The following is a 12,818-nucleotide window of genomic DNA, read 5'->3' as shown; positions in this document are numbered from 1 at the left end:
GCATGCGTATTACCACCAACATGGTCTATAGCCGGAATATCACCTCGCTGAACAATGCCAACGAAAGGTTGAGCACGGCTTATGAACAGCTGCAGAGCGGGGACAAGTTCAAGACCTCGGGGGAAGACCCCTCCGGCATGAGCCAGAAGATGGCGTTGACCAAGGAGATCGATCTATTCAAGCAGTATGGCGTCAATGGCAGCCTGCTTGAGAACAGCCTGGGTCATGAAGAGACGGTGTTGACCGCGCTCAACACCGCCATGACCAGTGCCCAGACCCTGATCCAGAAATCCAACGATTCCGCGGTGAGCGCAGATGACCGTCTGGCGATTGCCAGTGAGCTGGAAGGGTTGCAAAAACAGATGTTTGACCTGATGAACAGCAAGAACTCTCAGGGCGAGTTTATTTTTGGTGGCAACCAAAGCAAGACCCAGCCATTTATCAAAGATGCCAGCGGGAATTATCTGTTTCAGGGAGATACCGGCCAGCGCAATATTCAGGTGTCACCGACGGTGCAAATTGCAGCCAATGATTCTGGCTTCAATTTGTTTGAGGTGGTGCCTACGCGCAGAACCGGCAGTGCTGCCAGTGCCAATATTCAAGTCGGGGTGGCCGATCAGGGAAACTTCGACAGTTTTTATCGCAATAATTATGATCCAGCCCTTGCCAGCAACCAATATACGGTAACCACGGCCGCGGGTACGCCGGATACGTATGAAATACGGGATGGCGGCGGCACCCTGTTGCAAAGTGGTGATTATGTCGCGGGCAACAAGATCCCCTTCAATGGCCTGGAGCTGACCCTGGATCTGCCTGCAGGCGGTGCGGCACAAGACTTCGTACTGGATCCCCCCCAGAACAACAATATTCTGGATGGTATGTCCGACTTTATTACTGCGCTGCGTGATCCGAATATTTCAGCGGACGATTTTCAGATAAAAGTCGCGGATGCGACGTCCCATATGAAGAATGCCCGCTTGAATGTCGATCAGGGGTTGGGCGAGATCGGCGGCAGAATGAACAGTTTGGAGCAGGTACTTGGCTCTAACGACGGTTTGAGTACCCTCAATCAACAAGCCAGGGCCAAGGTATCCGAGGCGGATTTGTATGAAGTGATCGCCACCCTGTCGAAAGAGGATGCGGCATTGAGTGCCTCCCAGCTCTCTTTCAGCAAAATAAGCAAACTGACGCTGTTTGATTATATTCGTTGATATTTTCACGGGCCCTGTCACCGCAATTTCATTGCCAGGTGACAAGGCCCATTTGCTGAATACCCACTGCTAACTCCCATATGAATCCACTTCAGCCCTAATTGTAACAAGATATTGCAGCAGGCCAATTACCCTGTCCTGGTGGCTTGACTCGTATTGAGCATTCGATAATTATGCAGCCCGCACAACAAAGGGTTGTGCGTACTTTTTGCAGCATCTCGTTAGGCGAGGCTCCTGTATAAACAAAGGCCACTGATCTCACGACGTCCAGAGACGCCCAAGATCAGGACAGTTTTCATCGGATTAAGGTGTAAACCCAAGTGGCTTCCGGCATGCCGGATACGTTATGCAGTGCTAAAGCTGGTACGTGGGGATGATGACACGCCGGACGGCGTCATTTCCTGCCTATTACTCGTCAATCAAATTGCTGTTTTCTTTCAGACGGCGACCGGATATCCGATCGCGCTCAGGCCCTGCCTGAAATCACATGAGGTCACTTGTGATGAAGAAAACACAGACTCTACTCAATCGTCATCAACTGCTCGATCTGGCCGCTCTGCAGGGCTGGCTGGAGAATAATCTGGATCCGGTTCAGCGCGCCGATCAACTGCTGACCCTGCGTCCGGAAGAGCTCAACTGTATCTTCGATACCCTGCCCACTGAACAAGGCGCGGCCCTGCTGAGCTCACTGTCGGCCGACGTTGCCGGCCGTCTGCTGCTGCGCTTGCATGCCAGCCTTATCGGTGTGTTGCAAGGGGCTGTCCCTCGTCGTGACATGCTGGACATACTGCGCCGACTGGGCAGCAGCGAGCGCACCATGCTGCTTTCTCGCTTCCCGGAGCCGGCTCAGTCCACCTTCTACTCCCTGCTCGACTGGCCACCCGAATCGGTTGGCGCCAACATGCGCCATGAGTTTCTGGCCATCAGCGATCAGCAGACGGTGGGCAGTGCCAAGCAGTTGATCCACGATGCCTGGGACAATGCCCAGTTGTTCCAGAACCTGTATGTGGTCAACGCTGAGCATCGTCTGCTCGGCAGTATCGCGCTCAAATCCTTGCTGATTGCCGATCCCCAACTGCCCGTCAGCGACCTGATGGACAGGGATACGGTGCGCATCAATGCGCGTGCGGATCAGGAGATGGCTGCCCGTTTGCTGATTGACCGCGATATCTCGACGCTACCGGTAGAGGAGAAGGGCAAGCTGGTGGGTATCTTCCACGTGGACGATGCTGCCGACATCCTGGAGCTCGAATCCACAGAGGATGCCGAGATGCAGGGTGGCTCCTCGCCGCTCGATACGCCCTATCTGCAGGCGACTCCCTGGCAACTGTGGCGCAAGCGGGTGGGCTGGCTGCTTATCCTGTTTGTGGCAGAAGCCTATACGGGAACAGTGCTGCGGGCATTCGAAGAGCAGCTTGAAGCCGCCATTGCGCTGGCCTTCTTCATACCGCTGCTGATCGGTACCGGTGGTAACAGTGGTACCCAGATCACCACTACCATAGTGCGGGCCATGGCGGTGGGGGAGGTGAGCATGCGAAACCTGGGGACCGTCTTGAAAAAGGAGCTCTCCACCGGTTTGCTTATCTCGGCAGCGATTGCGGTTGCGGCATGGATCCGGGCCTGGAGCCTGGGTGTCGGCCCCGAGATCGGCATGGTTGTGACCTTGACCATCATCGCCATCGTGCTCTGGAGCGCTACCGTTGCTTCCATCATTCCCATGGTGCTGCGTCGTTTCCGGATTGACCCGGCTGTTGTTTCTGCTCCTTTCATCGCCACCCTGGTGGACGGTACCGGCCTCATCATCTACTTCGAGATGGCCAAGTGGTTGCTGCCCGAGCTGCAGTAAGCCGCCGTTAAAATGAGTGGATAACAGCAAAAAGGCAGCCTGGGCTGCCTTTTTGCTTGTCTGTTTACGGGGTGGAGAAAGGGGATCAGCTCAGCTGGAACAGCAGCGGCCACCCCTGCTCCTGACAATAACGGTGCTCTTTCTCCAGGTTCTGCATCAGCAGGCGGTTCTCGTCGCACCAATCGATCGGCAGGGTGACCACCAGCTGATCTTCGGCTGCCTGCACCTTCCATTCCGGCAACAGGTTGTCTTGGCGCCTGTGGTGCGCCGCCACGGCGAGGCGAAGGATGCGAATGCAACGCAGCACGGTCTGCTCGTCGTGGTTGGGCAGGGGAGGGAGCTCGGAGAGCTTGAGCCCCTTGCGCTGAAACCGCACCAGCGCCGCCAGCAGTGCCTGATCGTCCTGGTTGAAGCCGGGCAGATCCGTGTGCTGCAAGATATAGGCGGAGTGGCGATGGATGCCGCTGTAGTTGATGGCCAGACCAATCTCGTGCAGTCGCGCCGCCCAGCCGAGGATGGCGCGATAGGGCTCCTCCGGCATCTCCCAGGGACCGCTCAGCGCATCGAACAGGGTCAGTACGCTCTGCTCGACCCGATTGGCCTGGCGCTTGTCGATGCGATAGTGGGTGGAGAGGGCCAGGGCGGTACGCTCGCGAATGTCGTGGTGCTGCAAGCGCTCCTCGAATTCATACAGCAACCCTTCGCGCAGTGCACCGTCCGAATACTCCATTCTCTCTATGGGCAGAGAGGTAAAGAGTCCAAGCAGTATGGCCACAGCGGCGGCAAACACCTCCTGGCGCTCCTCGGTCAGGCCGGCGAGTTTCAACTGATCGACCCGCTTGTGGTCGAGCATCTCTCGCTTGAGACGCTCCAGTCCCGCCAATGTGATGCTGCCATCAGTCCAGCCTTCGCCCTGCAGCACGTCGCGCACGGTTCGAATGGAGCCGGAGCTGCCCAGGCAGCTCTGCCAGCCCAACTTGCGATACTGGTTGATGATGGGGGCGAGCTGATGTTGGGTCTCCAGCACGGCGGCGTTGAAGGCCTTCTCGCTCAGCTTGCCGTTGGCAAAGAAATGCTGGGTGAAGCTGACACAGCCCATCTTGCGGCTGGTGAGTGCCTTGCTGTCGAACCCCTCACCTATGATGAGCTCTGTGCTGCCGCCGCCGATATCCACCACCAGAACTTGTCCTTCAATGTGCTGGGTGTGGGCGACGCCCTGATAGATGAGACGCGCCTCCTCCTGGCCACTGATGATCTCGATGGGATGGTTGAGCACAGTGGCCGCCTCGCGCACGAACTCGCGGGCATTGCTGGCGCGGCGCAAGGTATAGGTGCCGGCGATACGGATGTGATCCGGCTTGATGTTGGTCAGTCGTTCGGCAAACAGGGCGAGACAGTCGAGGCCACGTCCCATGGCCTCTGCCGACATGCGACGTTGCTCATCCATCCCCTCCGCCAGCCGAACCCGCTCCTTGATGCGATCAACTATCTGCATACGCCCCTCGTTGAGGCGGGCGATCACCATATGAAAACTGTTCGAGCCAAGATCCACGGCGGCGTACAGGCTATTGTCCATTGTTTGACTCTATGCGTTTGAGGTAGTCGTAAATCGCGACCTGGGAACGGATCTTGCGGCGGTTACCCCGCTTCACATATTCGTTCTTCTGATCCGCATCGATGACGCGAGCCTTGCAGGTGTCGCTCAGTTGCAGCTCGAGAATGTCCATGATGCGCTGTTTGAGGCGCTCGTCATAGATGGGCGTGGCCACCTCAATTCGGCCGTCGATGTTGCGGCTCATCCAGTCAGCGCTGGAAATATAGAGCTGGGGGTTGCCCTTGTTGTGAAACACCATGACCCGCGGGTGTTCGAGGAAGCGGTCTATGATGCTGATCACTTTGATGTTTTCGCTCAAGCCCGGCACGCCGGGACGCAGGGCGCACATGCCGCGGATGATCATCTGGATGGGTACCCCCGCTTGACCGGCGGCATAGAGGCGGTTGATGAGATCCCTGTCCACCAGGTTGTTGATCTTGAGAATAATGCCGCTGGGCTGTCCCACCTTGGCGTTGGTGAGCTCGTTGTCGATCAGCCGATAGAGCTGACGGCGGCTGTTGATGGGGGAGACCAGCAGGTGGTTGAACTTGTAACGCTTATAGGGGTACTCGATGTATTCAAACACCCCTTCCACTTCGGCCGTGATATCCGGATGGCGGGTCAACAGGGAGAAGTCGGTGTAAATCTTGGCCGTCTTCTCGTTGAAGTTGCCGGTGCCGATATGGGCGTAGCGCACCGCCTCGCCATTTTCGTGGCGGGTAATGAGACAGAGTTTGGAGTGGATCTTGAGGCTCGGCACCCCGAACACCACCTTGACCCCGGCGTCAGTGAGAATGTTGGCCCAGTCGATGTTGGCCGCTTCGTCAAAACGGGCCCGCAGCTCCACCACCACTGTCACCTTCTTGCCGTTGTTGGCGGCATCGATGAGGGAGTGAATGATGCGCGACTTCTTGGCGACCCGGTAGATATTGATGCGAATGGCACTGACCGCAGGATCGAACGCCGCCTGGCGCACCAGCTCGGTGAAGTGATGAAACTTGTGGTACGGGTAGTAGAGCAGTATGTCCTGCTTGGCGATGGCATCAAAGGCATTGACGAAGCCGTCAAAGTCGCGGCATTCGAGGGCAGGCAGCTTGGGGTTTTCCAGATAGTCCCGGCCCACGTTGGGGAAGCCGATGAAATCCTTGAAGTTGTGATAACGCCCGCCCGGCATGATGGCGTCGTAGGAGCTGATCTGCAGCTTGAGCTTGAGGAAGCTTATCATGGCGGCGGGCATCTCCCGCTCGTAGACGAAGCGCACCGGCATGGCGGTGAGACGCTGCTTCAAGCCGTCACTCATCTTGTCCACCAGGCTGAGATCCAGCTGATCGGAGAGGTCATACTCGGCATCCCGGGTCAGCTTCACCGCGTAGGCGGCAATCTCGTCATAGTCGAAGAAGCCCTTGAAGATCTCGTCGAGACAAAAGCGGATGACGTTATCCAGAATGATGATCTGCTTCTTGCGGCGGGTGCCTTCCGGAGGCAGCTGGAAGAAGCGGGGCAGATCATCGGTCGGTACCTCCACCAGAGCGTACTGGATCACCTGGCCATTCTTCTTCATCTCGATGGCCAGATAGGTGTACTCATCCTTGAGGAACTTGACCGGGTTGACCTCTTTGTTGAGCAGGATAGGAATGATGTGGCGCAGTACCTTCTCTCTGAAAAAGACCCGCAACCACTGATGGATTGACTCGGAGATCTGGGTCTCGTTGACCAGGAAGATGTTGTGGCGGGCCAGGGCGATCAACAGCTCCTTGTAGGTGTTGTCGAACGCTTCGCCGAGCGCCATCACCTTCTGCTGGATGGCGCGCAGCAGCACTTTGGCTTCGTCACCGCCGCCGTGTACTTCATTGATGAGAATACGGCGCTTGACGTCCGACACCCGCACCTTGAAGAACTCGTCCTGGTTGGAGGAGAAGATCCCAAGAAAACGGACCCGCTCTATGAGGGGCACCGTCTTGTCCATCGCCTCTTGCAACACCCGTTCATTGAATGAGAGCCAGCTCAGCTCTTTTTCTTCATACTGCTTGTCGGTGCTCATCTAATGCCTCTGTATCAGGTCGCGTCTGCGCGGCAGTTATGGCGTGTGAATATGACAGATTGATGACAATCCGCTCAGTCGGTGAAAGCCTGGTCGATATCGACGACAAGATCGTCAGATAGAGATTCAAGTGCCGCCACAAGATCGTCCAGCTCCAGCTGGGGTGGCAGGGCCACCAGGGCGTGAGCATAGAAGAGTGGGGCGCCCGAGTGGGGCGCAGGTTCGCAACCCGTGGTGAGATCGGCCACGTTGATGTTGAGCTGGCGCAGTATGCTGGCCACTTCGTGCACTATCCCTGCTCTGTCGTTGCCGGTGACGCTGAGCATGACCTGGCGTTCCGGTTCCTGGCCGAGCTGGCCTTCGGCAAAGCTGACGGTGAGGCCGGGCAACATTACCAAGGCCTCACACAGGCTGCGGTAGTGCTCATCGGGCACAGTGACGTGCAGGATGCCGGCAAATTGCCCGGCCAGCTCGCTCATGGAACTGCCCAGCCAGTTGCCCTGTTGCTGTGTGATGACATCCGCCAGACTCTCGACTATGCCGGGTTTGTCTGTACCTATCACGGTCACGACCAATTGCTTCTGCATCCTGCTCTCCTTGGAATTGGGTTTCTGTAGCATTGTGCCTGCTGTGGCAGGCCATATGAAGCCCCGTTCGGCCTAAACAGGCCGAAAAAAACCAGAGGGGAGGTTTGTGCCACGTTTCAGCGCTGCCGGGTATCTGACCCCTGTGGTAGAGTGATGCCCTCTTTCGTTTTGTGAACTGGATAGTGCATTCATGAATACCCTTGTCGTATCGGGATTGGTGTTGTTGGTGCTGCTCCTGCTGGTGGTCTTCTGGACCAGGAGCAAGAGAGGCAAGGCGTTGCCCTATGATCTGCAGGAGGCCCTGTTCAGCCCGGCCGAGCGCTCCTTCCTCGGTGTGCTGGACTTGGCAGTCGGTGACAAGGCCCGGGTCTTTGCCAAGGTGAGGGTGGCCGATGTGCTGACGCCACAGGCAGGGCTTGGCAAAAGCAAATGGCAGCAACACTTCAACAAGATCAGCGCCAAGCACCTGGATTATCTGCTCTGCCACCCGGCCGATCTCTCCTTTATTTGCGCCATCGAGCTCGATGACAGTTCTCATCGACATCAGAAACGCAAGGCCCGCGACCTTTTCCTGAAAACTGCCTGCGACAGTGCCGGTTTGCCGTTGCTGCAGATCCCGGCGAGTGCCCATTATCAGGTGGAAGAGCTGCGCGAGCAGATCCTGCCGCTGCTGGTCAAGACAACTGCACCGCTGGTCGACAATGTGATGCCGGGTGAGCGCCGCGAGCCAACCTTCAGCCCCTTGCTGCTGGACGGTGTCGACATGGACGAGACCCGCCATGGGGGACGCTCGCCTTCAAGCTCGTCCCCTGTGATCACCACGCCGGTCAGGAGTGCACTGGTCTCGACCGCCGACAGCGAGCTGGTGGATAACTTGTTTGCCGAAGTGGAGGACGAAGAGGACTCGCATTCGCACCAGGCACCCCATTGTCCTCGCTGCGATGCGCCGCTGGTGGAACGGGAGGCCAAAAAAGGTCCCCATGCCGGTCGCCTGTTCATGGCGTGCAGCCGCTTCCCCGAGTGTCGCTACGCCGCCCCCCACACCAACGCCCGTCACTGATCCCTTGTTGCATGTTCCCGGCCTGTCACTGGGCCGGAAACATGCAGTCAATATCCCTGCCTCGCGGTAGCGCCCCATGCCTCATCAAAAAAGAGGCGACAAAATTTATCTTATTACGCAGTTGCGTCGATAAACTTAAGTCAAATGCGACAAATTTTGACAATGCGTCGGAATTTTGGCACTTTGTGCGACCTGCATAAGGTGCGTGGCTTGACCACAGAAGCACATTAAAACAATAAGTTACGTCTATTATAAGAGGGATGGATATGATGGCGATGGGAGTATTGATTGTTGATGCCGATGCGCAGCGGCGCCAACAGTTGGGCACTGTGCTCTCGTTTATGGGGATCCCTTGGCAGGAGATTGCCGAGAGCGAGCTGGATGTGGCCATCGAAACGTCCGGCCCGCTGCAAGGGGTGCTGGCCGGTGCCTTGACCGGTCGTCCGTTGGACGAATTGCTGACCCTCTTTCCCCGCATTCCGTTTTTGTCGCTGGTTCCGGCTGATTTTCCCAACAGCAACTTCATCGGTGTCGCCGAAGCTCCCTTCACCTACGAATCCCTCACTCGGTATCTGCATTTCTGTCAGGCATTTGTCTCCTTGCATCCTCGCCAGCAGACCCATGACAAGGGCCAGGCCCTGCTGCGTCTGCTGGTGGGCAAAGGGCGTGGCATCCAGGAGGTGCGCCGCCTCATCAGTCAGGTGGCCGAAACCGACGCCAACGTATTGATCCTGGGTGAGTCCGGGACGGGTAAAGAGGTGGTCGCCCGCGCCATTCACGAACTCTCTTCACGCTGTGCCGGTCCTTTTGTGCCCATCAACTGCGGCGCCATCCCGGCCGAATTGCTGGAAAGCGAACTGTTCGGTCATGAAAAAGGGGCCTTCACCGGCGCCATCGCCTCCCGTCGCGGTCGCTTCGAGCTGGCACAGGGTGGCACCCTGTTCCTCGACGAGATCGGTGACATGCCATTGCCGATGCAGGTCAAGTTGCTGCGGGTGTTGCAGGAGCGGCTGTTTGATCGGGTCGGCGGTGGCAAGCCGATCCAGGCGGACGTGCGCATCATAGCGGCGACCCACAGGGATCTGGAGGTGATGATCCGCACCCAGGGCTTTCGCGAGGATCTCTACTATCGCCTCAATGTCTTTCCCATCGAGACGCCGCCGCTGCGGGAGCGGGTCGACGACATTCCGCTGTTGCTGCAGGAGCTGCTCAACCGTCATGCCGAGCAGCATCATGGCATCATTCGCCTGACCCAGCGCGCCATGGAATCCCTGATGCAATACCCCTGGCCCGGCAATGTGCGCGAGCTTTCCAACCTGCTGGAGCGGCTGCTTATTCTCTATCCGCAACAGATCGTCGATGTGGCCGACCTGCCGAGCCGCTATCGTCTGCTGCCGTGCGAACCGAGGGATGAGCGGTTGACCGAAATGGACGAGCGCGATGCGCTGGCCGCCGTGTTCCAGGATCCGCCCGAGCTGGATATGCACAACAGTCACGCCCGCGCCATGCAGCTGCCGGAGGAGGGGGTCAATCTCAAGGAGATGCTGGCCGATCTGGAGGTGGAGCTGATCCGCCAGGCGTTGGAGTCCCAGGATGGTGTCGTGGCCCGCGCCGCCGACTTGCTCGGCATGCGTCGCACCACATTGGTGGAGAAGATGAAAAAGTACGGGATGAGCAAGGAAGTCTAAAGGTCAAAGCCTTGACGCTTATATTCAAGGATTTGATTTATAATGATATTTTTAGTGGCATGGAAATTGAATAACCTGACCTAATCGCCAGTTTGAGGTCAGGTTTATGACAGCCCAGCAGCAGGACAACCCACTCCAGTCTCACGAGGTGAGCCAGCTTTATGCCATCTTCACGGCGTTGCCGACCGGTGTATTGCTGCTCGATGGCGAGGGTCGCATCACCCGTGCCAACCCGGCAGCCCTGGCACTGTTGGGGGAGCCGCTGGAAGGTCAGGCCTGGCGCCAGATCATCGACCGCTGCTTCCAGCCCCGTGAGGATGACGGTCACGAGATCTCCCTGCGTGACGGACGGCGGGTGCAGCTCTCAACCCAGCCGCTGCCGGATCAACCTGGCCAGTTGGTATTCATCACGGATCTGACCGAAACCCGCAAATTGCAGGATAGAGTCAACCACATGAAGCGGTTGTCTGCCCTTGGCAATATGGCGGCCTCGCTGGCCCACCAGATCCGCACACCGCTCTCTGCCGCCATGCTCTATGCGGCCAATCTTGCCAACCGCACCTTGAAACCTGAGTCCCGCAGCCAGTTCCAGCAAAAGCTGATGGCCAGGTTGCAAGATCTCGAGAAACAGATCAACGACATACTGCTGTTCGCTCGCAACGGTGACAACCAGGTGGTGACCCCCATCTCGGTACAGGGGTTGCTGGCAGAGGTACAGGCCGGTGCCGAGGCATTTTGCAACCAGCAAGGCTGCGAGTTGCACATGGAGGCGCCGGAGCCGGATCTGTGCCTGCTTGCCAACAGCAGTGCACTGGCGGGGGCCATCAACAATCTGATCGCCAACGCCCAGCAGGCGGGGGCCACCTCCTTGCTGGTGAGTGCGGTGCGCAGCGGCGCCCGGGTGGAGATGCGCATCCTCGACAATGGCAAGGGGATGCCCGCCCACCTGCTCAACCAGATTTTCGAACCCTTCTTCACCACCCGCTCCCAGGGCACTGGCCTGGGTCTGGCGGTGGTGCAATCTGTGGTGCGTGCCCATCAGGGGGAGGTCAGTGTGGCCTCAGTGCCCACTGAAGGCACCTGCTTTACTCTGTCGTTCCCTCTGCATCAGCAACCGATGCAGCTTGGAGGTGTCGCATGACTCAGGCCCGTATTCTGGTCGTAGAAGATGACAATGGCCTGCGCGAAGCGCTGGTGGATACACTCTTGCTCGGCGGCTACGAGTGTCGTGAAGCGGACAGCGGCGAACGCGCCCTGTTGGCTCTGTCGCGCCAAAGCTTTGATATGGTGATCTCCGATATCCAGATGGGGGGCATGGATGGCCTGACCCTGCTGGCCGCTATCCGCCAGCAATATCCGCAGATCCCCGTGCTGCTGATGACGGCCTACGCCAACATCGACGGTGCCGTGCGCGCCATGCGGGAAGGCGCCATCGACTATCTCGCCAAGCCGTTTTCTCCCGAAGTGCTGCTCAATCAGGTCAGCCGCTATGTGCCGGCCCAGAAAGTGGAGAAGCGCGCTGTGGTATACGGGGATCCAAAGACCGCCGAACTGTTCCAGCTGGCGACCCGGGTGGCCAGAAGCGAAGCCACTGTCATGGTGACTGGCCCGAGCGGTACCGGTAAAGAGGTGCTGGCTCGCTACATTCACGACAACTCCAGCCGCGCCGAACAAACCTTCGTCGCCATCAACTGCGCCGCCATCCCGGAAAACATGCTGGAGGCGACCCTGTTCGGCTACGAGAAGGGTGCCTTCACCGGTGCCGTGCAGGGTTGTCCAGGCAAGTTCGAGCAGGCCCAGGGCGGTACCTTGCTGCTCGACGAGATCACCGAGATGGATCTGGGGTTGCAAGCCAAGCTGCTGCGGGTATTGCAGGAAAAAGAAGTAGAGCGGCTCGGCAGTCGCAAGATGATCCCCCTCGATGTGCGGGTCATCGCCACCAGCAACCGGGATCTCAAGAAGGCGGTGCAGGACGGCCTGTTCCGCGAGGATCTCTACTACCGTCTCAACGTCTTCCCCCTGCGCTGGACCGCGCTCTGGGAGCGGCCCGGCGACATACTGCCGCTGGCAGAACACCTGCTGGCACTGCATGCCAGCCAGCAGGGGCTGCCGACGCCGCAGCTGGCAGAGAGGGCTCGCGAACGTCTGTTGGCCCACGCCTGGCCCGGTAACGTGCGCGAGCTGGACAACGTGGTACAACGTGCCCTGATCCTGAGTCCGGATGGCCTCATTGGCTGCGAGCACCTGATCCTGGAAGAGGTGGACGAAGAGGAGATCCGCTTCACTGGCAGCGACCGTATCAGCGGCAGCGAGCATCTGGGCAGTGAGCTCAAGCAGCAGGAGCATCAGATCATCCTCGACACCCTGCAAGACTGCAACGGCAGCCGCAAGGCGGTAGCCGACCGGCTCGGCATCAGCCCGCGCACCCTGCGCTACAAGCTGGCCCAGATGCGGGAGGCGGGGATAGATCTTCCCGCCTGAGTATGGGGTCGACCCCGTGGCGGCCCTGGTTGCTTGGCCTGGTTATCAGGTGGCCGGGAGCCCCTCTGGGTTGCAAGGTGGTGTGGAAACTGTCGTGACCCTCATGGTCTGACCCTGTTGCCCAAAAGGAAGGGGTCGCCTGTTTGCGGGAAGGTGGGGGTGAGCAATACTCTTGTCCCTGGCTGCCCGGCTTGGTTATCAGTGCAGTCAGGGTGGCGTTGCGTTCGAGTGCCGAGGGTGGGAACTGTCATGGTCTTGGCGGCCTGGCTCGATTATCATGGGGTCCTTGGCGTTTGAGCCTGGCCCCTGC

Annotated in this window: 9 protein-coding genes and 1 riboswitch; of the genes, 6 read left to right on the top strand and 3 right to left on the bottom strand. The window is 58.5% G+C overall.

Annotated elements, in window-relative coordinates; all coding sequences use genetic code 11:
* Window positions 1-2 precede the first annotated feature (2 nt).
* Window positions 3-1,211, top strand: a complete 1,209-nt coding sequence (gene flgL / locus GWQ29_RS00630; protein ID WP_087755349.1) for a flagellar hook-associated protein FlgL — start codon at window positions 3-5, stop codon at window positions 1,209-1,211.
* 210 nt (window positions 1,212-1,421) lie between these two features.
* A riboswitch (M-box (ykoK) riboswitch) is annotated at window positions 1,422-1,591 on the top strand.
* Between the two features lie 122 nt (window positions 1,592-1,713).
* The gene (gene mgtE / locus GWQ29_RS00625; RefSeq protein ID WP_275918748.1) at window positions 1,714-3,057 is read left to right on the top strand and encodes a magnesium transporter; all 1,344 of its coding nucleotides are present in this window, start codon (window positions 1,714-1,716) and stop codon (window positions 3,055-3,057) included.
* An 85-nt stretch (window positions 3,058-3,142) separates the two neighbouring features.
* On the opposite strand, the gene ppx is transcribed toward mgtE, so the two are convergent.
* The 3 genes from ppx to GWQ29_RS00610 all read right to left on the bottom strand — a co-directional run bounded on the left by ppx (window position 3,143) and on the right by GWQ29_RS00610 (window position 7,279).
* A complete protein-coding gene (gene ppx / locus GWQ29_RS00620; protein ID WP_265462400.1) occupies window positions 3,143-4,633 on the bottom strand; it encodes an exopolyphosphatase in 1,491 nt (496 codons plus the stop codon).
* Window positions 4,623-6,692, bottom strand: coding sequence for a polyphosphate kinase 1 (ppk1, locus tag GWQ29_RS00615; protein WP_265462399.1), 2,070 nt, complete (start codon window positions 6,690-6,692; stop codon window positions 4,623-4,625). The genes ppx and ppk1 overlap by 11 nt, the downstream gene beginning before the upstream one ends.
* Window positions 6,693-6,766: 74 nt before the next feature.
* Window positions 6,767-7,279 carry an ACT domain-containing protein gene (locus GWQ29_RS00610; RefSeq protein ID WP_021139235.1) on the bottom strand — a complete coding sequence of 171 codons (513 nt, stop codon included), beginning with the start codon at window positions 7,277-7,279 and terminating at the stop codon, window positions 6,767-6,769.
* 190 nt (window positions 7,280-7,469) lie between these two features.
* On the opposite strand from GWQ29_RS00610, the gene GWQ29_RS00605 reads away from it, so the two are divergent.
* The 4 genes from GWQ29_RS00605 to GWQ29_RS00590 all read left to right on the top strand — a co-directional run bounded on the left by GWQ29_RS00605 (window position 7,470) and on the right by GWQ29_RS00590 (window position 12,508).
* Complete coding sequence (locus GWQ29_RS00605) at window positions 7,470-8,339, top strand: DUF2726 domain-containing protein (protein ID WP_005320184.1); 870 nt, start codon at window positions 7,470-7,472, stop codon at window positions 8,337-8,339.
* A gap of 266 nt (window positions 8,340-8,605) precedes the next feature.
* A complete protein-coding gene (locus GWQ29_RS00600) occupies window positions 8,606-10,027 on the top strand; it encodes a sigma-54 dependent transcriptional regulator (protein ID WP_034523731.1) in 1,422 nt (473 codons plus the stop codon).
* A 106-nt stretch (window positions 10,028-10,133) separates the two neighbouring features.
* The gene (locus GWQ29_RS00595) at window positions 10,134-11,168 is read left to right on the top strand and encodes a sensor histidine kinase (RefSeq protein WP_059168693.1); all 1,035 of its coding nucleotides are present in this window, start codon (window positions 10,134-10,136) and stop codon (window positions 11,166-11,168) included.
* Window positions 11,165-12,508 carry a sigma-54 dependent transcriptional regulator gene (locus GWQ29_RS00590; protein ID WP_265421222.1) on the top strand — a complete coding sequence of 448 codons (1,344 nt, stop codon included), beginning with the start codon at window positions 11,165-11,167 and terminating at the stop codon, window positions 12,506-12,508. The genes GWQ29_RS00595 and GWQ29_RS00590 overlap by 4 nt, the downstream gene beginning before the upstream one ends.
* The last annotated feature ends 310 nt before the right edge of the window (window positions 12,509-12,818 follow it).

The sequence above is a fragment of the Aeromonas sp. 2HA2 genome (assembly GCF_029237345.1).
In the GTDB taxonomy this organism is placed as follows: Bacteria; Pseudomonadota; Gammaproteobacteria; order Enterobacterales; family Aeromonadaceae; genus Aeromonas; species Aeromonas salmonicida.
This window is presented reverse-complemented; position numbering and strand designations above follow the sequence as displayed.